The sequence below is a fragment of the Algoriphagus yeomjeoni genome, assembly GCF_049821175.1.
Classification (GTDB): domain Bacteria; phylum Bacteroidota; class Bacteroidia; order Cytophagales; family Cyclobacteriaceae; genus Algoriphagus; species Algoriphagus yeomjeoni_A.
In genome coordinates this window covers 1,639,033-1,662,535 of the sequence record NZ_CP187512.1, presented here as the reverse complement: position 1 = coordinate 1,662,535, position 23,503 = coordinate 1,639,033, and the positions used below count along the sequence as shown (strand labels likewise).

Genomic DNA, 23,503 nt, shown 5'->3' with positions numbered 1-23,503 from the left:
AATTTAACCAATCGTTCCTTTCCATTCAGCAGTATTGCCAGCTTTATCGGTAACTTTTAGCAAAACTTCTCCTTTGAAGGGCTGATTTTCGAGTTTTTCTGACCAAATCACGGCTTGTTTGTACTCATATCTCATCAAAATCCATTTGCCGTTTAAATAGGCTTCGTAGGTGTCAATGCCGGATAAATCATCCCGTATTACGAAGCGCATATCTGAGGAATTAACGCGGATCACCTGAATTGTTGGCTTTTTAGTATCCTGCAAAATGGAGATTTCTCCAAGAGATCTAGTGTTGAAATTTAAGGTGTCTCCAGTCCAGGTTCCTCCCAAAAATGATTTGGAATTACCGGAAGTATAGTAAGCATGAGAGCGATCCTTATTCCCGGAATACGAAGGAACATTCCAAAAAATATTCACCGCATTCCATAGGTATTCTTGGCTGCTGTTGATAATTAGCTTAGGTGAAGTAGCAGGTCCAGTTTGGGAAACTCTCAAAAAGAAATTGTCTAGTACCGTCTCACGACTGAAATTCATCTGCAGATTTTGCTCTGAATAGGATGTTTCCTTTCCTGCAGGAATCAATGCATTGATACCCGGAAGCAGTATTTCTGTACAGATATCAATTTTCTCAGGTATGCCAAACTCCATGTCCCAGAGGTAAGTTCGGCTGTTTGCATCCTGATAGGCGGGAAGCATTTCAAAGGAATTAGATCCTACTTCAAACTTCGCCAAACCACCCTTCGGAGAGATTGGAGCTTTGATTTTCAGGATATTGTTGATGTAATTAATTGAAGCTTTGGAGGGTGCTAGGCCATCATTCACATTGGTCTCCAAATCCTGCCCTTGCAGCGTGAAGCTGATCTGACGCTCATTTCCATAAGCATCAATCAACTTTAATTTGTAATCTTTCTTTACCCCAGGCTCTAAGGCTAAGTGTCCAGCATTCTCAGTTTTAGGATTAATAAAGTCAAACTTTAGATTCTTCTGATAATAGAGTTTGGTGTAGCGATTCTGATACGTGTGCTGAAGAAACTGACGGGTAAAGTTAAAATCAACCTTGTCCACAGTCAAATTTAAAATGGTCACTGTGTCTTCGGTTAATTTAAAAGTTGGAAAACCGTTTCTATTACTTGCCCCATCAAGCTGGTCATAGCCACGGATTTCTATTCCTACTTTTCCCGTGATTTTAACTTCACTAGGCAGGCGATAATTGCTACCGCTTGCTACTGGACTGACTTCCAGTCTGGCGAATTTTCCATTCACCCGGGAATCAATATTCAGCGGCACAATCGCTATACTTTGAGGAACTGGAGCTGTTCTGTCTACTATATCGGAAAACCCAAATAGGAGAGGGTCCATCGCCCGATCCAGGCTATCGCGAATCTCAAAATGTAGATGTGGTCCTCCAGAACCACCTGTATTCCCACTATCCGCTATCTTTTGACCCTGCTTTACCGGCAATTCCCCCGGCTCAGGATAGATCTCCAATTCAATTGCTTTTGCATCATACATTTTCTTGCGCATGTAATCGCTTAACTCCTTATTGAAATTTCGTAAATGGCCATATAAGGTAATCATGCCGTTTGGATGCTTCAGGTAAATCACATTACCATAGCCAAACGAAGAAATTTTGATCCTATGGACCCAACCGTCTGCTGCTGCCAAAATGCTGGCACCTTCCTGGCCGCCAGTTTTGAAATCCAAACCTGTGTGAAAGTGATTGGGTCTGAGCTCAGCAAAGTTTCCAGCTAGATAATTTCGGGTACCGGGATTGATAGGATTGATAAAATAACTATTGTCAATCTCCTGAGCATAGAGATGAGGAATAGCGATCAATCCGAGAAATAAAAGTGTGCAGCTTAGTTTACTTAACTTCAAAATCCAACAACTTTTCAGTCCCAATAAATCCTTCCAATTTGTCTCCGATCTGCACAGGGCCGACCCCTGCAGGAGTACCTGTGTAAATCAGATCTCCAGTTTTTAGCATGAAAAATTGAGAAACGTACTCTATGATCGTACCAAAGTCAAACAGCATCAAAGAAGTGTTTCCTTTTTGACGTGTTTCTCCATTGATGGTCAAGTGAAAATCTATGTTCTTCAAATCTTCAAAATCATCTACGGATTTAAAGCCTCCAATAGGGGCAGCTCCATTGAAGCCTTTTGCAATCTCCCATGGCAAGCCCTTTGCTTTGCACTGATCCTGTAAATCCCGCGCTGTAAAGTCAATACCGAACCCAATTTCACTGAAATATCTGTGAGCAAACTTCCTCTGAATGTATTTTCCCTGCTTGGATATTTTCAGAACAAGCTCAGCTTCGTGATGTATGTTTTTGGAAAAATCAGGATAGAAAAATGGAGCTCCATCTTTCAGCAACGCGGTGTCTGGCTTTAGAAAAACAACTGGATTTCCAGGGGTCTCATTTTTTAATTCTTCTATATGTGCCGCATAGTTTCGGCCAATGCAAATGATTTTCATAAATGGTAGTTAATCTACAGCTTGGAAAATTATCAAGGTTTCCCCTGATTCATTCATCATGTAAAGTTGGTTGTTTTCCAGTTTATATCCTCGCGTATTTATCAGAGCTTTTGATATAGTGTTTTCTATAGTCATATCAGGGCAAGCCATCATCGTGGATGCGCCGGAGCCAAGTAGAAGTTTCTCACCATCATTTTCCTTGATCTCACCACGCACAGAGTTACAGCCCATTTTTCCTACATAGGTTTTGTTCGAAGCATTAAACTCGAAGGTCAATGACTCATTGTTTTTGAATCCTGTTGGGTTTTCTATGTCGCCCACCTTAGTGATTTTCCAGATATTAGTCAATCGTAAAGCTGGGTCTGATTCTTTGCTCAAAATTTCTTCTAATTCATATATTTTTGACGAAGCATCAGCCGGAGTAGGCGTTTCTCTGTCAGTGACCTTCACCTTGATCTGATAAATAATGCCTGGCTCATAGTCGAAACCTTCTATAGAACTATAGAATAACTCCCACTCTCCAGGTTTTATTTCAGGCCCTTTTTGTATTTCGAGACATGACATTTGCCCCTCGCCAACGCAATCCATTTTGGCAGAATTGATCCACCAAGTTTCTGTGTTTTCTTCCGACTGCCGTTCACATGCTACTGCTGCCAATATGGTGCTGATGAATAGAAATAGGATAGTTTTCATCTGTTTATAATTGTTTTTCAATGGTCATAACCTGTCCCGTGACGAAGGAAACGGGATGGGATCTCGCAACGCTTCCCCGATGTATCGGGGCATCCCAGTGTGTGCAGTTATTAGTCATGCATTTCTGCCTTAGGCAGGCTCGATTTCATAGCTTAAAAGTTTACATGTATTAGTCTTTGGTTCTCAGACAACGTTTTTCCTGTGACAGATTATGCTTTATTCTTGCTTCTAGCATCTTGATTCTTGACTCTAAAATCTTAATACTGATATCTTGATACTTATGTCTAGATACTTATGTCTTTATACTTATGTCTTATCAAGCCTAATTAGTTCTCTAATAAATTGAAACTATATGTTCAACTAATTTTTCTGTCCAAAGGCTATACATTTTTGCACTTGGATGCAGGCCATCAGCGGCAAGCATTTCTTCCTGCCTACCTAAAGCTCGATATTGTTCGGTAATGTCAATGTAGGTTACCCCATTCTTTTCGCAGATTTCAGCTTTAATGCTATTGTAAGCATCGATTTCCTGAGCGATCTTACTTTGATCTCTGCCACTTTTTGCTGCAAAAGGAGTAACTCCCCAATCTGGTATGGACAAAACCACCACATGCTTTTCATTCACAGCAGCAAAACTAATTGCCTTCAAGAGCATCACTTCAAACTCCTCCGCAAATTTTTCTATCGGAAGACCACGATATTGATTGTTGACCCCTATGGATAGCGTGACCAAATCGTATGTATTTCCTTCAATATTCTCCGCTGTGATGCCTTTTTCAAGTTCGTCCACTGTCCAGCCTGTGCGTGCGATGACCTTTGGCGCAGCCCATTCCTTATCAGTGTCGCTGTTCAGTTTAGCGATCAATTGACTTGGATATCTGCCAGCATCGCTGACACCTTCGCCTATGGTATAACTATCGCCTAGTGCCAAATAGGAAAGTCGATCGGAGTTGTCTGTAGGGTTTTCAGTCATAGGTTTGTCAGAATCATCTGGAAGCATATTATTGGAGCTTTTACAGGAAAAAATCCCTAAAATTGCGAATGTGAGTAGTGAAAGTTTCATACTGGCTTTTTTCACTGAAATACGGAGTCAAGCAGGCGAATGGTTCCTTTGTCGGCATCCATTTGGACATTGGCACCAACTGGAATTATAAATTGCTTGGAAATATGCCCAATCATCGCGCCAGAGTATGCAGGAATATTCAAGGGTAAAATATAATCATCCAATACCTGGTCCAGCGTAAGAGATCCGTATCCTCCGCCAGGTTCGCAGTCCGAACACTGCCCGAAAACAAAGCCTTTGATTTGATCCAGCGTGCCATTGAGTTTTAGCGTACTCATCATACGGTCCATTTTATAGGGGTCTTCTCCCACATCTTCGATGAAAAGAATAGCATCTTTGAAATCTGGGTAATAAGGGGAACCGGATATCGCGGTCAGTACAGTCAGGTTGCCTCCTAATATCTTTCCTTCTGCAGTTCCACCTTTAAGCGTTTGAATGCGGTTTGACTTGACTACTAAGTCATCGCTTTCTGCATGTATATTTTCAAAAGTTACCTTTTCCTTTTCTATAAAGACCTTCTCAAACTGCTCCACGTTGAACCTATTCCAGGTACTTGAGCCCATAGGGCCATGGAAAGTTATTAAGCCGGTTTGTGCATGAATCGCGCAGTGCAAAGCCGTGATATCTGAGTACCCAAGAAGTGGTTTTGGATTTTTTGCAATTGACTTGTAATCTATCATAGGTAAAATCCGCGCCGCACCAGAGCCCCCACGTATGCAAATAATCGCTTTAACATCCTTGTCGGCAAACATCTCATTCAGATCACCAGCTCTTTCTTCATCAGTTCCAGCCAGATGTCCGTATCTGTTTTTGAGATTTGCTCCAAGTTTCACTTGGAAACCAAGCGCCTCCAATGCTTCCTGCGCAAAAGTAAACTGCATTCGATCTGCCATGGCAGCAGACGGAGCTATCAGACCTACGGTGTCGCCTTTTTTGATCGCCTTCGGCAAAAGTGTTTTGGGATCAAAAGACGGATGTGCCCTGTCCCAAGAAATTAGGGGTAAGGAAGCAGAAAGTAATCCAAGAGATTTAAGAAAAGCGCGTTTTTGCATTGGGCAGATTGGTTTATTCTAAAACGTGAAAATAAGTGATTTTTATTTTCCTAACCTTTGAGGTTTCCAGAACCTCGAAGGTTTTGTTTTTTCTGAGGTAAAATGGATTAAAACCGCAAAGCGCTCAGAGATTTCCCCAAACACATTAGGGGCAAAAAAACTTTCGCCCTATTTGCCAAATGCCTGCTACCAATCGAATTCCGAAACTGCAAATCTCGAACAGCAATTGTTATAAAATGATTTCAGTTCTTTCATTACTCTGAAATTTCAATACCAGCGTTGATCCTGTAAATCCCAAATCGTAAATCCCAAATCGTAAATCGTATATCGTAAATCCCAAATCGTAAATCGTAAATCGTATATCGTAAATCGTATATCGTAAATCGTCAATCGTAAATCAAATCATATCTCTCACCATCACCATCACTTTCTCCATTTCTCGTCTCACCTCAGAAGCTTTCCATGGGTAATTGGAATTCATGAAAGCAAAGCAATAATATCTTCCGCTTTTACCTTTGATCAGGCCGACTAAGCTATGGTTATTGCTCATGGTGCCAGTCTTTGCAAAAACATAAGGCTGATCAGCTTTGTAGCTATTTTCCAATGTCCCAGCTTTACCACCTGCCGGCAAAAGTTCAAAAAGCTCGTTATCTGGCATCATTCTGTAGATTTTTTCAAAAAGTGCTACCATGGTCCGCGGAGTCATCAAATCGTGCCTGCTTAGTCCAGATCCATCCACCCACTGAGGGCTATCAGGTAAGTCAAAAAGGTAAGTTTTCAGCATGAATTCAATTGCCCGCTCAGTGTCAAGCCGCTGAAACAGGCGATCTGAAACCATGAGCATAAGCTGTTCAGCAAGAAAATTATCACTTTCCAGCATCATTTCCTTTAGGATGGGAAAGAGTGGTGCAGCTCGCCATTCTTTATGAATTGTTGGCAAACTGTCAGGTTGATAGATCCATTGCTTGCCAGTGGCGTCTGAGGCAAGTTTCACGAATAACTCAGGACTATATATATAAGGTATAAACTCCTCCCTTGCCCTGAAGTTGTTGGGATTGTAATAGAATTTATTGGTATGAAAGTCCCGCTCCAATTCTCGTATTGTTCGCGAAGTAGGGTAAACTGATTCCTGAAAAATGGGAGGGAAGACCCTAGGTGCATTTCCTACTTTCTTTACTTGTACCAGATTTCCAAAGATGGGTAAGGAAGATCGCTCAGCAGAATAATTGTAATAGTAATCGTCCCATTGCCAACCATATCCAAAGGCAGGAGACATCATATTGGCATCCGAAAATATTACTTGATCAAAAGGTGCTAAAAACTCTTGAAAATCAGGTTGGTATAACTCCTTGTATTTCCAGCTTGGATCACCTGAACCCCAGATTTTTATGGTCTTTCCATCAGCTGTATAGCGAAGAGTCTGGGTGCTGTCATTTAGGACTATTAGAGATGAGAAAAGGGTGAAAAGCTTGGTGGTAGAAGCAGGGATAAATCGCTGATGACTGTTTTTCTCATATAGAACCAGCTGAGAATCCAGATCATACAGCATGAAACCAGTCAGATGACCATTGAAAAAGCTAGTTTCTCCAAGTGCAGACTCCAGTTTGATATATTGATTCTTGCTGAGTTGAGCAAATGCGGAGTTGAAAAAGAAAAGGGAAAGGAAGAATAAGAATAGTTTTTTCTGCATTAGTCATTCTTGTTTGAAGCTGCGAGAAATATAAGAATCCAGCCTGCTATAAAAGCAACTCCCCCTAATGGAGTGATTGCTCCCAGCCAAGTGATTCCTGTCAAAGAAAGAAAGTAGAGTGATCCTGAAAATATTATTATCCCAACTACCATTAGCATTGCTGCAGTGCTAAGCTTGTGCCAGGTTGGTTTGACTAAAGCCAGTATTCCAATTAGGAATATTGCCAGAGAGTGGTAGAAATGATACTTGACAGCAGTTTCAAAAGTTTCTGCTCTTCCGGTTTCGTCTAAAATATCTTTCAATCCATGTGCTCCAAAAGCGCCGATGCCAACTGCCAGCATTCCAAAAACTGCTCCTGTTTTTATGATCTGTTTGCCTTTCATTACTTCCTCTATATCAATTTTACCTTTCAGTGCCGAACTTCATTATTCAACATTTAGCATTCTAAATTCGAAATTACGCAATACTTCCTATTCTAGAATTATTCCACTAATTCAAAATATGCCTTTGGTATTTCTACCTGTTAAGAAGTCAAATGAAGAATGCCTTCCTAAATCACCCCAAAAACCTCCTTCCTGAAAAAAGCCAGTGAAATTCAGCTTCTTATTATCGAAATCATAAAAAAGAGTACAATTTGAGGTTAAATGTTTAAGTTTGCGCAGTTTTTGTAGAGAAATGTTAAAAAAATATATATGAGGAAGTTGTTGAAGGGGCTATCGTTTTCCCTTGTTTTTTTAATGGCCTTTGGCTGTATCTCCAATGAGAAGATCATTTATCTGCAAAATCTTGAGGAAAATACACCTATAGAGGACGGAGAATTAATTACTTACGAAATTCCTGAATACAAGCTACAATACAATGATATCATTGATGTGAATATACAGACAGTGGATGATTTGTTGTCTATGGGCTTTAATAATCAAGCCACTCAGATGAATGGTCAAATGGGAAATGTCTCTGCTCAAAATGGAGGAGATATCTACTATATGACGGGCTATTCCGTTGATCAAAGTGGTAACATTAGACTGCCAATTGTTGGTAATGTGAATGTTAAGGAGAAAACTTTAGAGGAAGCAAGAGTTACTATAGAAGAAAGTCTTCGAAAATATGTGACCAGTGAACTCTATGTTAAAGTGAAGCTTGGGGGTGTTCGTTACTCTGCCTTAGGAGAATTTAGAAGACCAGGAAAGTTTGTGGTCCTGCAGGATAGAATGACGATTTTTGAAGCCATCGCGAATGCCGGTGATTTAACCACAGTGGCCAAAAGAGATGAGGTATTGCTAATTAGACAGTATCCTGAAGGAACTAGATTGCATAGAATTGATTTGTTGGATAGGCAGATTGTAGCCTCACCTTTCTACTTCATTCAGCCAAATGATCAACTTTATGTGGAACCAATGAAAGTGAGAGAAACTGGTACTGGTGAAAATACAGCACAAACCTTAGCTCTGGTGTTTGCAGGCGTTTCTTCTGTAGCCCTTATCTTAAATTTACTCAAATAAGTATATATGTACCCGAATACCCCAAATCCTTCCAATTCTGGGCAGAATCCTTTTATGGTACAAAAAGAGGACGAAATTGATTTAAAAGTTTTACTATTCAATTACCTGCAATATTGGGTATTGATTATCGCATGCATGTTTGTAGGTGTTTTAGGAGCTTTTCTCTTTAACAGGTATGCTACTAATATTTTTAAGGTAGAGTCAAGTATCCTAGTAGTGGATGATAAGCCTAGCTTGGGTACAGATTTGTTTGAATCCTCTGGTCTAGGGATGCTCCAAGGTAAAAGTAATATTGAAAATGAAATTGGAATTTTAAAGTCCTTTTCTCTAGCGCAGGAAGCAGTTACCGACCTTAATTTAAATGTTCAATATTATAAGGAGGGCTTTGTTACTACATCCCAGATTTACGATAAATTACCAATACTAGTAACAGTTGACTGGAAAAAACCTCAGCTAGTGGGAGGGCGGTTTAAATTGGAAGTTATTAGTGAGGAGTCTTTTGAACTTACAGTTGAAAACGAGGAGTTTAGAATTTACAATCCAAATGACCCTTTTTATAAGACCATTCCAGAGCAAGAGGTTTCCTTGTCAAAATCTGTTTACACTTTTGGTCAGGAAATTTCCGGTGAGAATTTCTCCTTTACTATAAATCAAATAGCCGCTTTACCTGGGGATATCCTACAGTTTAATTTGGTAGATACTCCATCTCTTGCTTTAAAATACAAAGAAGAACTTGCCGTAACACCTATCAATAAACAAGCTTCAATACTTTCATTAAGCTTAGAAACTCCAGTAAGACGATTGGGCGAAGATTACATCAATAAGTTGATGGAAATGTATCTGGCTAGAGAGTTAGATGAAAAGAATAGGGCTTCTGAAAATACAGTGAGATTTATTGACGAGCAGCTTTCAGGAATTACTGATTCCTTAAGGTTCTCTGAAAACAAATTGCAAAAATATAGAACTGAAAATAAGGTTTTCAATCTCTCTGAGGAAGGTTCCGTGATCTTTGAAAGAATGCAGGAATTGGAAAAGCAGAAGGGGCAGGCAGAGATTAATTTAAAATATTACAAAACACTTAGAGATTATTTGGTTTCTGATTTGTCAGGTGATATGGTGGCACCATCTATTGTAGGCGTTACTGACCCATTATTGAATTCCTTAGTTCAGGCCTATAGTGAATTGCAGTCAGAACGAAATAGACTGACTGCAAATTTCACTGATGAAGCTCCAGCTGTAAGAGAAAATGCTACAAGACTGCAGAATACAAAAAAGCAATTGCAGGAGAATGTGAATTCAGCAATAAGCAATACGCAAAATTTAATTTCTGATCTGAATTCCCAGATTCGAATGTTAGATGTGGATGTTAATTCCTTACCTGAAACAGAACGAAACCTGATAGGTATTCAGCGTCAGTTTAGCATTAACGAAAATATCTATATCTACCTTTTGCAGAAGAAGGCTGAGGCTGAAATCACAATGGCATCCAATATGCCAAAGAATACTGTCTTAGATTATGCTAAAGCTAGTGCAATTCCAGTAGCACCAAAACGAAGTTTAAACTTGCTCATCGGTTTAATTCTTGGCCTAATTCTTCCAATTGGTTTTATTACTATCAAGGATTTCCTTAATACCAAAATTGAGGATCCTAAGGAGCTTGAGAATCAAATCAAGGTGCCATTGATAGGAATGATAGGAAGAAATAATTCAGAGGATGCGATTCCCGTAATGAATAATCCTAGATCAACTGTGACTGAGTCATTTAGATCACTCAGAGCTGATATGTCTTACTTGAGTCCTAATAAGGATAACCTAACTATACTTTTTACTTCTTCTATTTCTGGAGAGGGTAAAACCTTTGTTTCTATCAATGTTGCTTCAGTGTATGCATTGATGGGCAAAAAGACTTTACTGATTGGTTTAGATTTGAGAAAACCTAAAATCGCTGAGGATTTTAATCTTCCTAATGATAAGGGAATGAGTACCTGTCTTAGCTCTGATACTCCTTGGAGAGATGTAGTTAAAGCGACAGGTCACAAAGATATGGATGTGATTCTTTCAGGTCCTATTCCTCCAAATCCAGCAGAATTGCTGCTTCAGGATAAGTTTGGGGAGATTATCAAAGAGATAAAAGCCGAGTATGATGTGGTTATTTTTGACTGCCCTCCTGTAGGTCTTGTATCTGAGACTAAGGAGTTATTTGGTTTTGCTGATATCAGTTTCTATGTTTTCCGTCAAGGATACTCCATGAAAGGGAATACTCAGATTTTGAATAACCTGATTGAAAAAGGTGGAGTCTCCAAAATCTACGGTATCCTTAACGATGTGCATATAGATAAGGGCTACGGTTATGGCTATGGTTACGGCTATGGTTATGGCTATGGAAATAATTCCTATGGCTACCACGAAGAGGTACAGTTGCCTTGGTGGAAAAGGGCATTGAGGAGGAAATAGCTTTTTGCTAAAATTATATTCTTAAAATCGCAGATGAAAGTCTGCGATTTTTTTTGCTCTGCCCTCATTCGTGTCGTCCCGAACGGTTTTCCAGCAACCGTTGTCCTGCTTCTCCAGAAGCCGGACTTATAGTTACCTGTTCCTTTCCGTTTTCATCTTGCTGGCACTTACTTTCGCATTCCAAATAAACGATGGAGCGCCAGCGCTGGGTCGGTGCTTGATCTTTTATCCCGGTGTTAAAACACCGGGCTAGTGAAGCCCCATGCCAACGGCAATTTTTTCGGTTTCAGTGCTTATCTTCTCGCCCCCGTTCGTGTCGTCCCGAACGGTTTTCCAGCAACCGTTGTCCTGCTTCTCCAGAAGCTGGATTCAAGTCAAATAATACCATGAAGTCCGGAAATCCATGAACTTTGCTTCATTCCGAATAAACTTTATATGTATATCCGCTTTGTTACCAGTAAATAGATAAAAGCGACTTAATAGATGGTATACTCTAGCTTTGAGTCCGCTTCGATCTTCGGTCATCCCCACCTGCAGTTCGGGCAGGGGCCTTCCAACCAAGCAAAGAATCTAAGGTGACTGGCATCATTGCGGAAAATCATAAAGCTTTAAAATTTCTTTATTTCTAAAACTCCCTACTTAACAATCCTTCTAGGAATAGCTGAAGGAAGCCTGCTAAGCATTTCATTATTCAGCAACTGGGTCACTTGAGAAAAGGAACTGATATTGATGGTATTATTATTTTGCCTTCCTACAAGCACTACTTCATCACCCACCTTTACATCGGAAAGGTTTGATACATCTACCATAAAAAGGTTCATATTGATGAGGCCCACAATCTGGACTTTTTTTCCTTTGATCAACACATGACCTATGTTGGACTGAGCTCGGGGATAGCCATTGCAATAGCCCAGCGGCATCACGGCAACTTTCATGTTTTGAGAAGCTTGATAGGAGGTTCCATAGCCAATAAATTCTCCTGCATCAACATCCCGAACATCCATCACATCAGTTTTCCAGGTAAAAATCCGCTTCAGCGCACTATCTGACTGCTTGCCAGTTTCCTGCAAATGCATGTAATAAATATCAGGACTCGGCCAAAACCCATACTGCGCCACTCCAATTCTCACCATATCATACACAGTATCTTTATAGCCCAATGCTGCTGCAGAACAAGCAATATGTCTTAGCTCCGGCATAATATTCTTTTGCTTGCACTGCTTAAGGAAGCTTTTGTACCGCTCATGCTGCAAAGTAATTTTAAACTGATTAGAGAAATTTTCAGCCCCACCAAAATGAGTACATAGCCCTTTGAAAGCGATCTCTTCTGTATGTTTTTTAAGAAAACTTAGGGTTGCAGGAAATTCTCCCTTAGTCATTCCTGTCCTGTTGGCGCCAGTTTCTACTTCAATGTGAACCTTTGCTTGCTTTCCAATTCTTTTGGCTGACTCTAGAACCAATGGTAGCCTTGCGTAATTAAACACGTAAAACTCTATTCCGTTTTCCACTGCCCAATCGATATCTTCATCGTATAGAATTCCCATAATCATGGCATCACTGCTAGATGATTTTGCAGCCAAAACTTCCTCCGCCTCGAATGCCGATGCTGTTGCAAAATGGTTTACTCCAGCCTTTTCAGCCATCTTCACAAATTCCCTAATCCCATGACCATAAGCATTTGCTTTGACCACAGAGGATATTTTTACTCCTTCACCAACTTTCTTTTTAATGAAGTTTATATTATTCGTAAGTGAGGATTGACTAAGCTCTATTCTAGACGAGTGTCTTACCATAATTTCGTTTGTTGATTCCACATATAAGATTTGCCCCAACTCTCACGCGCCAGCTTCTCTACTTTTTGTATTTCTTCTGTAGGCACCTCATTAATTCTATTTTTGACATCCAGAGTGCTGTAATGAAATGCATAAACTCTTGCCGCAAACTGGTAAAAGGGTAGGGAAGACTCCCCTTTCTTTTCACCTTTGCCATGTACTGAGGGCAAAATATTCTGTCCCCAATCCTGTCTGCCCTCATTGTTGGGATTGAGGAAATATGCTCGAACTTCTTCGGTAGGGCTTTTCTCCACCCTCAAAAGAGAAACTGCATGAAATCCAATCATGTCCCCCTTATTACTAGTGATGAAAATCCCAACTGGGTTAGGGTAAACCATGTGTTGGTTGCCGTTATAATCAGGATGAAATGCTGCATAAAAAATTCGTTCATAGCCTGGGAAATCCATGATAGAATTGCTCATATAGTCGTAACAAGAAGCAAAACCCACCTGAATCCACTGACCATACATGGCAGGATTGACCCATTTATGCGGATCGTCTAGCCTCCCAGTGGACAGCCGCATCATCTCATTGTAGATTTTGTCCAAATGAGGCACTAGAACAACTGACACCACATCCAAATTATAATCCAATTGATCGAGTAAGCCTTTGATCAGGTTATTGGAGATCAAATTTTGATTTTCAAATCGCATAATCAGGTTATTCTGAGTTGACACGGTGATGATCATATCAATCAACTTTGCCGGTGAATGCTGACTCCACATGCTGATGCCTCGGGCTGATTGGCAGGTAGGATTATTGCCCTGACCCACACCTAAAGGCTGCCCCAGTACTTTGATCGTTCCCCCTATCAAATATTGCAATGCCGTTACCTCTGTATCAGGATCACTCAAGGATTTCAAAATCCTTTTTTCTACTTGAGGGTTAACCTTAATCCGGCGTAGATTTTCCAAACCTACCCGAACAGCTCTTCTGGAAAACAGGTTCTTTCTTAGCATTCTGGCCAAACCGTAAATGCACTGACAGTTATCCCAGCTTACAGTTTCCAAAATCAGCGAAGAAACCAACTCTGAGTACTTTTCCCATTCCGCAACTCCTCTATCATTTAAATCTAAACAGATGGGAACCAGATCCTCATACTCATTTACTATATGCTTCAAGAAAATTGCCTGATAGCCACTAACCAGACCTGTTGCATTCATGAGTTCTCCCATTTCAAGGGCCTCATTTGCTAGGGTTTTTTCATCAGCATGTTTCAAAAATTCACTGTAAGCATCCTTGCCCTCATTTGCCTTTGCTCCTTTTGAAGGAGAGTAAAGGGCATCTATGTAAACACGTATTGCCTTATCTTTTTCCGAATTTCCGGAGGTATCAAACCTTCTGTTTACCAGACTAATCAGCTCCCGGGCTTTTGAGGTACGAATTGGTCGCTGTTCACAGATCAATCGTATTTCTTCTATCAGTTTTTCATAGACTCCGTTCAGGTCCATTTCAGACATGATAAATCCGAAGAGATTAAATGCCTTTTTTAACTCCCGTTCTGGCATTCTCATACGCGTTTCTTCAGTGGGCTCGCGCAAAGCAAATTCAAGGTTATGCACTATAACTTCCTCGAGGAAACTTTGTGCATCCTCTGCCGAAACCACCTCATGAACATCCTCACCTTTCGCAAAGCGTAACATTCTAAGCTCAGAAAGAGTCTCAAAACTTGAGGAGGGGTGCCCATATTTAAGCGTTCCTTTCACCAAATACGGAACAAGCTTATCAGGATCATTCCAGGATGTTCCTTTGAAAAATTCAGCACGGTCGAGTTCTACACTTTTACTATATAAAAAAGCAAGACCAGATCTGGTCAAGCTTAGTATATCGATATGACTGGCTAATTTTGCGGCTTTTTCTTTTTTGGTAAGCGTTCCTGAGTCGATAAACTCCTGGAGACTTAGGTCAAAATTAGTAAATACCTTATCGGACGTTAATTCCATTTATTGCTTTAAAATTTACACGTAAAATTCTTCCTTCTCGTAATGCTTCAGCAACTCAGTCATACGGTCTGGGTCTTCACCTTTGAAATTAATTGTACCAAAGTGATTGCCAAATCCATCACGATCTGCGCTTAGCTTCTGCCCTTCATATGGTGCTATTAGGGAGTGCTCCACAAAGTATGGCTCGTTATTTAGAGACTCAGGAATTTCAAGTTTGGAGAATTGACGCTTGTGAGGATAGATCATCACATTTCCATGGTAGTTTTTAGGCTTGAAGTCCTTCGCTGGGAAGATTTCATCAAGCTCTTCTTCCGTGATATTTGGATCATGCGAGATTACAAAGGCAGCCAAAGCATCAAATTCGTAGGATTTGGAACAAAGCTCTAAAATATGACCTCCTGGAATTCTGCAGGCTGTTTCTCCAAAGTTCAGTTCATCCTTTTCTGTCAAGAACCACTCTGGGTGTACCATACCATATTCTATTCCAAAGATGTCAATCATCTTTTGAACTTCCTTATGGATCAAGTCACGCTTGCTTTCCAAGTATTTTCCTTCTGGAATAAAATTCGAGTAACCTAGTTTCACATATTCAGTGATATTGAGGAATCTGATTTTTCCTTTATTTACAAATGCTTCGCAAGAAAACTCACGCCCAGGCAAGTGACTTTCTGCCAAACAAGGGAAATCAGAGTCTTCACATTTCTCATCTACATCTGCTAAAGAGCGTAAAAGTCTATGTCCTACAGTTCCTGCAGAGGCAAAAGGTTTGATATGCACCCAACTATCTTCCTCTCCATCTACTTGTAGATTGGCCTGATTAAGTCGCTTCATAAAGGCTTTTACACCTTCCTTATTGAATACTTCCTCAAAAAGTCCGACGCGTAAACCACCTATCAGTGCTTTTCGCTTCATCATTGCTTTATTTCTAAACAAGAAAGCTCGGTTGAGAACACGTGGATCTCCACGATAAATGGAATTGAGCGCTCCAGCCCATTCTACAGTCTCTTCGTAAAGCGGCACAGCCACATCTACGTCGAAAGCTTTCAGTTTTTCAAAAAGGTCTATCGAGTTTGAGGTATCACTCCACTCGTCCAAAGGATAGGAAACAAAAGGAATGTTATTTTCAGCAGCGTAGGGTTCAAAATCTGCGAAGGAAACTACTACAAAAGGTCTTCCGGTCTTCTGCATACTTTCTATTACAGGTAAACTCCAGCCTATTAATGCGAAACATTTAGCCATTATTAAATTAAGGTTAAGGTTAAAAATCTTTTAAAATCTGGTGCCAAGCACAACACGGAAAGTGTTAAGGGAAATAGACAGAATTGTCAGATAGATCAGGACACCCGTATTTACAAGGAGACTTGTACCTAGATCGTTCCATCTATTTTCAATCCCTTCGCTGAGTGCAGTAGTTTCTTAGAATAATAGAATGAAGGGGTGGGGATAGGGAATTTGATTCGAAACCCTATTAATTGAAATGTGGCTTTAGCCCATTCCAAAGAATCATCAATTTCAAATCCCGGCTTTAGCCAAAATCATAGAAATTCGATTCAGACTAATATAAATCAGATCAATTCCTCACGAGTTATATGACTTCACCTAGCCGGGAAAGTTCTTCAAAACAAACAAGCTAGATTGCTACAATTTCATATTGTACCTCACCCTAACTCTCAATACACTGAGTTATCGGGACAGGCTATCTCCTCATGAGCCAGTCCCGATTATATTCGAATGTCATTTCGACGAGCATCCTGATCTATTGAACTGTGCAAAGCATTAAATGCGAGGAGAAATCTAAAATGGAGTTGATTAGAGATTTCTCTTTCCTTTGGTCGTTGAAATGAAACTCTCGCCCCCGTTCGTGTCGTCACGAACGGTTTCTTATCAACTGTTGTCTTGCTTCTCCAGAACTCGGACTTACCGTTACCCATCATCTTCCGGTATCCATCTTGCTGGCACTTACTTTCGCATTCCAAATAAACGATGGTGCGCCAGCGCGGGGTCGGTGCTTGATCTTTTCTCCCGGTGTTAAAACACCGGGCTAATGAAGCCCCATGCCAACGGTAATTTTTTCGGTTTCAGTCCTTATCTTCTCGCCCTAGTTCGTGTGGTCACGAATGGTTTCTTATCAGCTTTTGTCTTGCTTCTCCAGAGGTCGGACTTATCGTTACCCATCATCTTCCCGTATCCATCTTGCTGGCACTTACTTTCGCATTCCAAATAAACGATGGTGCGCCAGCGCTGGGTCGGTGCTTGATTTTTTATCCCGGTGTTAAAACACCGGGCTAGTGAAGCCCCATGCCAACGGTAATTTTTTCGGTTTCAGTCCTTATCTTCTCGCCCTAGTTCGTGTGGTCACGAATGGTTTCTTATCAGCTTTTGTCTTGCTTCTCCAGAACTCGGACTTATCGTTACCCATCACCCGTTATCCTGCTTCTACAGAAGCTGGACTAAACACACCTAATCCAATAGTCAATTGCATTCTGTTTCCATCATAATTCGTCACGATAGTTTCATAGAGATTTCTCCTTCCTTTGGGCTTCGAAATGACGTGGAAGAAAGGTCGTCTAGATTTCAAAACCTATGTTTCAGTTACAATCAAAAAATAACCTGATTCGCAGATCAGAGTCAATGCTTGCCGAAAACAAGCCTTAATTATCAAATAGCAGAATCGCTACTTTTTAAGTCGGGGAGGAGGTCGTGGAAGCGGGCCAGGCGCGGGATATGCGGGTGGAAGCTTTGCCACGACTTGGCTTTTTGTTGCTTTTTTGCCAAGAAAAAAGCAAGAAGAGAGAATACAGATGAGATTTCTCTTTCCTTTGGTCGTTGAAATGAAACTCTCGCCCCCGTTCGTGTCGTCACGAACGGTTTCTTATCAACTGTTGTCTTGCTTCTCCAGAACTCGGACTTACCGTTACCCATCATCTTCCGGTATCCATCTTGCTGGCACTTACTTTCGCATTCCAAATAAACGATGGTGCGCCAGCGCGGGGTCGGTGCTTGATCTTTTCTCCCGGTGTTAAAACACCGGGCTAATGAAGCCCCATGCCAACGGTAATTTTTTCGGTTTCAGTCCTTATCTTCTCGCCCCCGTTCGTGTCGTCACGAATGGTTTCTTATCAGCTTTTGTCTTGCTTCTCCAGAGGTCGGACTTATCGTTACCCATCACCCGTTATCCTGCTTTTCCAGAAGCTGGACTAAATACACCTAATCCAATAGTCAATAGCATTCTGTTTCCATCATAATTCGTCACGATAGTTTCATAGAGATTTCTCCTTCCTTTGGGCTTCGAAATGACGTGGAACTGCAGTCCTAAACCTTTTATATTCTCAAAATTCTAATTCATTTCAATTTTAATTTTATCGATCAAATGAAATCAATAAACTAACTTTTTTATACCTCTAAACAGTTAAACTCTACACATTGTGGAGTTAGTCCACGCCTATTTTTCATGAATATGCACTAAACCAAGCCCTTATATTTTGGTTGGCTCTTTGCTTACCAATCATAGCTTACAGAGATTTCAACTATTTTAAATACAGTATTCTGTATATAAAAATCCCAATGAAAATTAGGATAAAAAATGAGTACAAAAACTACTCAGTTCCCTATCTTTGTAAGACGAAATGGGTAAAAAGGTGCTTTAAATTTTAATTTTGGTATTTTTTTAGCCTCTTTTTTTTGAATTCTATAATTGAGTTGCCAGTAGCTGATTACCAGTAATTCATAAGCTAGGCCCCTTTTTCTGGGATATAATTTGGAGTTTTTTGACTCTGATATGATCCAAAATTGGGACTGAAAGGGCGAAGCTGTGAGAAATTGTTTAAGCTGTTTAACTCTGCTTTTAAGAGTGAAAAATTCAAAACTTGAAAATCAATAAATGAATATTTTTAATGTAGTGCTTTCCGGTGGAGTAGGTTCCAGACTTTGGCCACTCAGCCGTAAATCACAGCCTAAACAGTACTTACCTATTTTTGAGGGAGAAACACTTTTTCAAAAGACTATTAGCAGAAACACTGAATTTTGTGACAAAGTAATGATCGTGGGTAATTGTGATAATTACAAACTATCGAGGAAGGACCTGAATGCTGCTGAAGTAAGCGAGTATTTGGAAATAATCGAGGCTTGTCCTAGAAATACAGCAGCAGCAATAGCATTTGCTGCCTTTGCCGCCCAACCTGAAGATGTTCTGTTTGTGACTCCTTCAGATCACTTGATTAAGTCAGGAGCGGAATATCAAAAAGCGGTAAAAAGAGCAATTCAACTTGCTAAGGAAGGTTTTATTGTCACTTTTGGACTGAAGCCAAGTAGACCGGAAACGGGCTTTGGATATATAGAGGCAGCTGGGGAAGAGGTGAAGGGATTTAGGGAAAAACCTAATTTGGAGACTGCAGAAGGCTTTTTGAAAAGTGGAAACTTTTATTGGAATTCGGGAATGTTCTGCTTTCAAGCAGGAGTTTATCTGGAGGAACTAAAGGCTTTTGAGCCAGAGGTTTATTCAGCCTCAAAAACAGCATTTGAAGGAGCATGGGAAGGTAAACTTGATTTTGAACTTTCCATGAAAATCCCATCCATATCAGTGGATTACGCAGTAATGGAAAATACCAAAAAGATTAAAGTGGTTCCCTCCAAATTTGCCTGGTCAGATATGGGCTCCTTTGAATCCATATACGATCATTTCAAAAAGCAAGGTCATCAGGTAGACTCCAAAGGAAATATGGTGATTGGCACAAACCTACATACAGAGTTTTTAGGATTAAAAAACACCATGCTGATCCAAACAGCCGATGCCATTTTAGTTCTCAAGAAAGACAATGCGCAGGATGTGAAAAAGGTTTTTGAGCGCTTGGAGAAGGAGAAGCCGGGGTTAGTTTTATGATGTTAAAGGTTCATTGTTAAAACGTTAAACGTGGCAAGCGTAACATCTTTTGAAGATTTAGAAATATGGAAATTGGCACGTGAGCTTAGTCAGAAGATTCGACTTTTATCAAGAAAGGAACAATTTTCAAAAGATTTCAGGTTTTGTGGACAAATCAATTCTGCAGCTGGATCAGTGATGGACAATATTGCTGAAGGTTTTGAAAGAGATGGTAATAAAGAGTTTATCAATTTTCTATACATAGCTAAAGGCTCAAATGGGGAGGTAAGATCTCAATCATTTAGAGCTTTGGATGCTAGTTTCATTAGCGATATAGAACAGAAAGAAATTCTAAGGTTGACTGAAACTTTGAAATTTAAAATACAGGGATTAATCCAGACCCTCAAAAACAGTGGCGGAAAGGGGTATAAGTGATGGACTTGGATACGTTCAAAGTTAACCAGAAGTTGAATTTTTGCTTAACGGTTTAACTCTTAACATTTAACGTTTAACCTTTAACCCTTAATCTCTATTAACTTTGTGAATCTTTGTGGCAATTACAATGAATAGTAACACCAAAATATACATCGCCGGTCACCGCGGAATGGTAGGCTCTGCCATTTGGAGGGCATTGGAGGCCAAAGGATATAGAAATCTTATTGGTAAAACTTCTGCAGAGCTTGATTTAAGGTCTCAGGAGGCTGTTTCTGATTTCTTTTTAACTGAGAAGCCAGATGTAGTCATAGATGCTGCAGCCCGGGTAGGAGGGATATTAGCTAATAACAATTATCCTTATCAGTTTCTGATGGAAAACATGCAGATTCAGAATAACCTGATCGATTATTCCTTGAAAGCTGATGTGCAAAAATTTATTTTTCTAGGATCATCTTGTATCTACCCTAAAATGGCTCCCCAGCCATTAAAGGAAGAGTATTTGATTACTGGCCCATTAGAGCCTACCAACGAATGGTATGCTATTGCCAAAATTTCAGGAGTAAAGGCCTGTGAGGCAATTAGAAAGCAATTTGGAAAAGATTATATATCCCTGATGCCTAACAACTTGTATGGTCCTCACGATAATTTTGATCTAACTTCCTCCCATGTGCTTCCAGCTATGATCCGTAAGTTTCATGAAGCGAAGCAGTTGGCAGTTGGCGGTGATCAGTTAGCCGTTATCAGAGATGGAGATGACGATTTTAATAAGGATTTACCAGTGACATTATGGGGGAGCGGAACTCCAATGCGTGAATTCCTTTTCGTAGAAGACTTAGCAGATGCGGTAGTATTTGCCTTGGAAAACAAATTCCAGGACAACCTTTATAATGTCGGAACTGGAAATGATCTGACCATAAAAGAACTGGCGGAAATGATTCAAAAAACAGTTGGTCATACTGGAGAAATAGTCTGGGATTCAAGTAAGCCAGATGGTACACCGAGGAAACTAATGGATGTATCCAAAATGGAACAAGCTGGCTGGAAAGCTAAAGTGGGTTTGGAAGAGGGGATTCAACGGACTTATCAATGGTTTTTAGAGAATCAGGAGAGTTTTAAAGAAGTGAAAATATAGTTGAAAGGGGAAAGGTCAAAGGTGGTAGGTGGATGGTCGAAGGTGAATGTATTGATGCAATCTGAGCTTTGAGCCTTTAGCCTTTAGCCTTTAGCCGTTAGCCTCGAGCTTTGAGCTTTGAGCTTCGAGCTTTTACCTAAATCCACCCAAAATCGATAAACAGACAAAAACATTCCAAATCATTATCCATTAAGAGAAAAAATTTTGAAACTAGCAGTTCTTATTACTTGCCATAATAGAAGAGAAAAGACCAGAAAATGTCTTGAAAATCTATATGCTCAAGAGCTTCCTCCAAGTTCTAACTTGCAAGTTTTTGTTTGCGATGATGGATCCTCAGATGGGACTGCTGAAATGATCCATTCAAATTTTCCAGAGGTTACAGTTATTAAAGGAACTGGAGATCTATACTGGAATGGGGGGATGAAGCTAGCTTGGGAAAAAGCCATAGAAACTGATGTATTTGATTTCTACTTTTGGTTGAATGATGATACATTTTTATTGCCTAATGCTTTACTTAAAATATTCAATTCATATAAAGAGCTGAAGGAGCCTGGAATAATTACTGCAGCTTGCAGAATTCCTGGTACAAATGAATTTTCCTATGGAGGCTGGAATGGATTTTCCTCAATTGAGCCTAACGGAGAAGTTCAAGAAGTTATCCTGATAAGTGGAAATTTTGTCCTCATTCCTAACATCATAGTGAATAAAATTGGGCCTCTTTCGCCTAAATTTACCCACTATTTAGGTGATTTTGATTATGGTTTAAGGGCCATTGAAGCTGGTTTTAAATGCTATACTAGCTCGGAGTATCTAGCTGAATGTGAAACAAATCTTCTTCCATATTGGGGAAATCAGGAGTATGGCTTTAGGACTAGGTGGAAAATGCTACATCATGTCAAAGGGCAAGCGTTTTTAGAATATAGTTATTTCAAATTTAGGCATTATGGTATCTTAACGGGCGTTAAGACGGTATTTGATACCTATTTAAAACTGCTCTCGCCTATGCACTATGTACGGGCAAGGAATTTCCTTAGAATGAAAATACTTAAGCGTTCCTATTAACATTGGATTTATTCATCCTTTTAACGATTAACGATTAACTTTTAACGATTAACGATTAACATTACTAATCTCAGTGGACCTCGGTGTTATCTCCTTGGCTTCCTGTGACCTAAGAAACATGAAAACTGCATTAATCACCGGTATCACCGGACAGGATGGTTCCTACTTGGCAGAACTTTTATTGGAGCAGGGCTATATGGTCCATGGGATCAAAAGACGTGCTTCTTCCTTTAATACGCAACGGATAGATCACCTGTATCAGGATCAGCATGAGCAATCAGTGAACTTTAAATTGCACTACGGGGACCTCACAGATTCTATGAACATTATCCGTATCATTCAGGAAGTGCAACCCGATGAGATCTATAATCTAGGTGCCATGTCGCATGTGAAGGTATCTTTTGAATCTCCTGAATATGTAGCCAATGTGGATGGTTTGGGAACCCTTAGAATCCTTGAGGCAGTACGGATTTTAGGTTTGGAGAAAACGTGCAGAATTTACCAGGCATCTACTTCTGAATTATATGGCGGTGTGCCAGAGAATAAGAATGCTGCTGGCTTTTATGATGAGAGTTCTCCTTTTTATCCCCGTTCTCCCTATGGAGTGGCAAAGATCTACGGTTTTTGGATTACGAAGAACTACCGTGAAGCCTATAATATGTTTGCCTGCAATGGGATATTGTTTAACCACGAATCTCCAAGAAGAGGGGAAACCTTTGTGACCCGCAAGATCACTATGGCTGCTGCTGCTATTGCTCTTGGCATGCAAGACTGTTTATACCTGGGGAACCTGGAGGCTCTGCGTGACTGGGGACATGCCAAGGACTATGTAAAGGCTATGTGGTTAATCCTTCAACAGGACAAACCAGAAGATTTTGTGATTGCCACGGGAGTAACTACAAAGGTGCGTGATTTCGTTCAAATGTCCTTTGCCCATGTAGGCTTCAAGATCCGATGGGAGGGAGAGGGTGTCAACGAGGTGGGAATACTAGATTCTGTGGATGAAGATAAATATTCTGCTGCGACAGGCCAACCTTCCAACCTTTCCACCTTACCACTTTCCAACCTCCTTGGACAGGTACTGGTCAAGGTCGACCCCACCTATTTCCGTCCAACCGAAGTTGACCTGCTCCTAGGCGACCCCACCAAATCCAAAACACAATTAGGATGGTCTCCTGAGTACGACCTCTCTGGTTTGGTAGAAGATATGATGATATCTGATATCAAGTTGGTGCAAAAAGATATGCATTTGGTTGATGGAGGACATGAGGTGTTTAGGCAGGGAGAATAAGTTAAATAGAATAAAAAAAA

Annotated in this window: 18 protein-coding genes; 7 read left to right on the top strand and 11 right to left on the bottom strand. The window is 40.3% G+C overall.

Features of this window, described 5'->3' with window-relative positions:
* Positions 1 to 3 precede the first annotated feature (3 nt).
* The 7 genes from ACPUEN_RS06600 to ACPUEN_RS06570 all read right to left on the bottom strand — a co-directional run bounded on the left by ACPUEN_RS06600 (position 4) and on the right by ACPUEN_RS06570 (position 7,357).
* Entirely contained in the window at positions 4 to 1,878 is a 1,875-nt protein-coding gene (locus ACPUEN_RS06600) for a M23 family metallopeptidase (protein WP_425639317.1), read from the bottom strand.
* Positions 1,865 to 2,476, bottom strand: a complete 612-nt coding sequence (locus ACPUEN_RS06595; RefSeq protein ID WP_425639316.1) for a fumarylacetoacetate hydrolase family protein — start codon at positions 2,474 to 2,476, stop codon at positions 1,865 to 1,867. The genes ACPUEN_RS06600 and ACPUEN_RS06595 overlap by 14 nt, the downstream gene beginning before the upstream one ends.
* A gap of 9 nt (positions 2,477 to 2,485) precedes the next feature.
* A complete protein-coding gene (locus ACPUEN_RS06590) occupies positions 2,486 to 3,169 on the bottom strand; it encodes a DUF4377 domain-containing protein (protein ID WP_425639315.1) in 684 nt (227 codons plus the stop codon).
* Between the two features lie 334 nt (positions 3,170 to 3,503).
* Positions 3,504 to 4,232 carry an SGNH/GDSL hydrolase family protein gene (locus ACPUEN_RS06585; RefSeq protein WP_425639314.1) on the bottom strand — a complete coding sequence of 243 codons (729 nt, stop codon included), beginning with the start codon at positions 4,230 to 4,232 and terminating at the stop codon, positions 3,504 to 3,506.
* Positions 4,233 to 4,243: 11 nt separating this feature from the next.
* Positions 4,244 to 5,284 carry a S66 peptidase family protein gene (locus ACPUEN_RS06580; RefSeq protein ID WP_425639313.1) on the bottom strand — a complete coding sequence of 347 codons (1,041 nt, stop codon included), beginning with the start codon at positions 5,282 to 5,284 and terminating at the stop codon, positions 4,244 to 4,246.
* A gap of 397 nt (positions 5,285 to 5,681) precedes the next feature.
* Positions 5,682 to 6,974 (bottom strand): D-alanyl-D-alanine carboxypeptidase, encoded by a 1,293-nt coding sequence (locus tag ACPUEN_RS06575; protein WP_425639312.1) that lies wholly within the window; start codon positions 6,972 to 6,974, stop codon positions 5,682 to 5,684.
* Positions 6,974 to 7,357, bottom strand: a complete 384-nt coding sequence (locus ACPUEN_RS06570) for a DUF423 domain-containing protein (RefSeq protein WP_425639311.1) — start codon at positions 7,355 to 7,357, stop codon at positions 6,974 to 6,976. Before ACPUEN_RS06570 ends, ACPUEN_RS06575 begins: the two co-directional genes overlap by 1 nt.
* A 309-nt stretch (positions 7,358 to 7,666) precedes the next feature.
* On the opposite strand from ACPUEN_RS06570, the gene ACPUEN_RS06565 reads away from it, so the two are divergent.
* Positions 7,667 to 8,476, top strand: coding sequence for a polysaccharide biosynthesis/export family protein (locus tag ACPUEN_RS06565; RefSeq protein ID WP_425639310.1), 810 nt, complete (start codon positions 7,667 to 7,669; stop codon positions 8,474 to 8,476).
* A gap of 6 nt (positions 8,477 to 8,482) precedes the next feature.
* Entirely contained in the window at positions 8,483 to 10,930 is a 2,448-nt protein-coding gene (locus ACPUEN_RS06560; protein WP_425639309.1) for a GumC family protein, read from the top strand.
* A 635-nt stretch (positions 10,931 to 11,565) separates the two neighbouring features.
* Here ACPUEN_RS06560 and alr read toward each other — a convergent pair.
* The 4 genes from alr to ACPUEN_RS06540 form a co-directional block, all read right to left on the bottom strand.
* The gene (alr, locus tag ACPUEN_RS06555; protein WP_425639308.1) at positions 11,566 to 12,723 is read right to left on the bottom strand and encodes an alanine racemase; all 1,158 of its coding nucleotides are present in this window, start codon (positions 12,721 to 12,723) and stop codon (positions 11,566 to 11,568) included.
* Complete coding sequence (locus tag ACPUEN_RS06550) at positions 12,717 to 14,705, bottom strand: hypothetical protein (RefSeq protein WP_425639307.1); 1,989 nt, start codon at positions 14,703 to 14,705, stop codon at positions 12,717 to 12,719. The genes alr and ACPUEN_RS06550 overlap by 7 nt, the downstream gene beginning before the upstream one ends.
* A gap of 15 nt (positions 14,706 to 14,720) precedes the next feature.
* The gene (locus tag ACPUEN_RS06545) at positions 14,721 to 15,944 is read right to left on the bottom strand and encodes an ATP-grasp domain-containing protein (RefSeq protein ID WP_111611248.1); all 1,224 of its coding nucleotides are present in this window, start codon (positions 15,942 to 15,944) and stop codon (positions 14,721 to 14,723) included.
* A gap of 1,186 nt (positions 15,945 to 17,130) precedes the next feature.
* Positions 17,131 to 17,283 carry a hypothetical protein gene (locus ACPUEN_RS06540; protein WP_425639306.1) on the bottom strand — a complete coding sequence of 51 codons (153 nt, stop codon included), beginning with the start codon at positions 17,281 to 17,283 and terminating at the stop codon, positions 17,131 to 17,133.
* 1,302 nt (positions 17,284 to 18,585) lie between these two features.
* Here ACPUEN_RS06540 and ACPUEN_RS06535 point away from each other — a divergent pair.
* The 5 genes from ACPUEN_RS06535 to gmd all read left to right on the top strand — a co-directional run bounded on the left by ACPUEN_RS06535 (position 18,586) and on the right by gmd (position 23,483).
* The gene (locus tag ACPUEN_RS06535) at positions 18,586 to 19,584 is read left to right on the top strand and encodes a mannose-1-phosphate guanylyltransferase (protein ID WP_425639305.1); all 999 of its coding nucleotides are present in this window, start codon (positions 18,586 to 18,588) and stop codon (positions 19,582 to 19,584) included.
* 30 nt (positions 19,585 to 19,614) lie between these two features.
* Positions 19,615 to 19,998: a four helix bundle protein gene (locus ACPUEN_RS06530; protein WP_425639304.1), complete on the top strand. Its 384-nt coding sequence runs from the start codon at positions 19,615 to 19,617 to the stop codon at positions 19,996 to 19,998.
* 127 nt (positions 19,999 to 20,125) lie between these two features.
* On the top strand, positions 20,126 to 21,130 hold the full coding sequence (locus ACPUEN_RS06525; RefSeq protein ID WP_425639303.1) for a GDP-L-fucose synthase family protein: 1,005 nt from the start codon (positions 20,126 to 20,128) through the stop codon (positions 21,128 to 21,130).
* Between the two features lie 204 nt (positions 21,131 to 21,334).
* Positions 21,335 to 22,192 carry a glycosyltransferase family 2 protein gene (locus ACPUEN_RS06520; RefSeq protein WP_425639302.1) on the top strand — a complete coding sequence of 286 codons (858 nt, stop codon included), beginning with the start codon at positions 21,335 to 21,337 and terminating at the stop codon, positions 22,190 to 22,192.
* A 118-nt stretch (positions 22,193 to 22,310) separates the two neighbouring features.
* Positions 22,311 to 23,483 carry a GDP-mannose 4,6-dehydratase gene (gmd, locus tag ACPUEN_RS06515; RefSeq protein ID WP_425639301.1) on the top strand — a complete coding sequence of 391 codons (1,173 nt, stop codon included), beginning with the start codon at positions 22,311 to 22,313 and terminating at the stop codon, positions 23,481 to 23,483.
* Positions 23,484 to 23,503 lie beyond the last annotated feature (20 nt).

Coding starts and splice junctions, on each gene's coding strand:
- ACPUEN_RS06595 (WP_425639316.1), bottom strand. CDS start 2,476: ATGAAAATCATTTGCATTGGCCGAAACTATGCGGCACATATAGAAGAA.
- ACPUEN_RS06590 (WP_425639315.1), bottom strand. CDS start 3,169: ATGAAAACTATCCTATTTCTATTCATCAGCACCATATTGGCAGCAGTA.
- ACPUEN_RS06585 (WP_425639314.1), bottom strand. CDS start 4,232: ATGAAACTTTCACTACTCACATTCGCAATTTTAGGGATTTTTTCCTGT.
- ACPUEN_RS06580 (WP_425639313.1), bottom strand. CDS start 5,284: ATGCAAAAACGCGCTTTTCTTAAATCTCTTGGATTACTTTCTGCTTCC.
- ACPUEN_RS06575 (WP_425639312.1), bottom strand. CDS start 6,974: ATGCAGAAAAAACTATTCTTATTCTTCCTTTCCCTTTTCTTTTTCAAC.
- ACPUEN_RS06570 (WP_425639311.1), bottom strand. CDS start 7,357: ATGAAAGGCAAACAGATCATAAAAACAGGAGCAGTTTTTGGAATGCTG.
- ACPUEN_RS06565 (WP_425639310.1), top strand. CDS start 7,667: ATGAGGAAGTTGTTGAAGGGGCTATCGTTTTCCCTTGTTTTTTTAATG.
- ACPUEN_RS06560 (WP_425639309.1), top strand. CDS start 8,483: ATGTACCCGAATACCCCAAATCCTTCCAATTCTGGGCAGAATCCTTTT.
- alr (WP_425639308.1), bottom strand. CDS start 12,723: ATGGTAAGACACTCGTCTAGAATAGAGCTTAGTCAATCCTCACTTACG.
- ACPUEN_RS06550 (WP_425639307.1), bottom strand. CDS start 14,705: ATGGAATTAACGTCCGATAAGGTATTTACTAATTTTGACCTAAGTCTC.
- ACPUEN_RS06545 (WP_111611248.1), bottom strand. CDS start 15,944: ATGGCTAAATGTTTCGCATTAATAGGCTGGAGTTTACCTGTAATAGAA.
- ACPUEN_RS06535 (WP_425639305.1), top strand. CDS start 18,586: ATGAATATTTTTAATGTAGTGCTTTCCGGTGGAGTAGGTTCCAGACTT.
- ACPUEN_RS06525 (WP_425639303.1), top strand. CDS start 20,126: ATGAATAGTAACACCAAAATATACATCGCCGGTCACCGCGGAATGGTA.
- gmd (WP_425639301.1), top strand. CDS start 22,311: ATGAAAACTGCATTAATCACCGGTATCACCGGACAGGATGGTTCCTAC.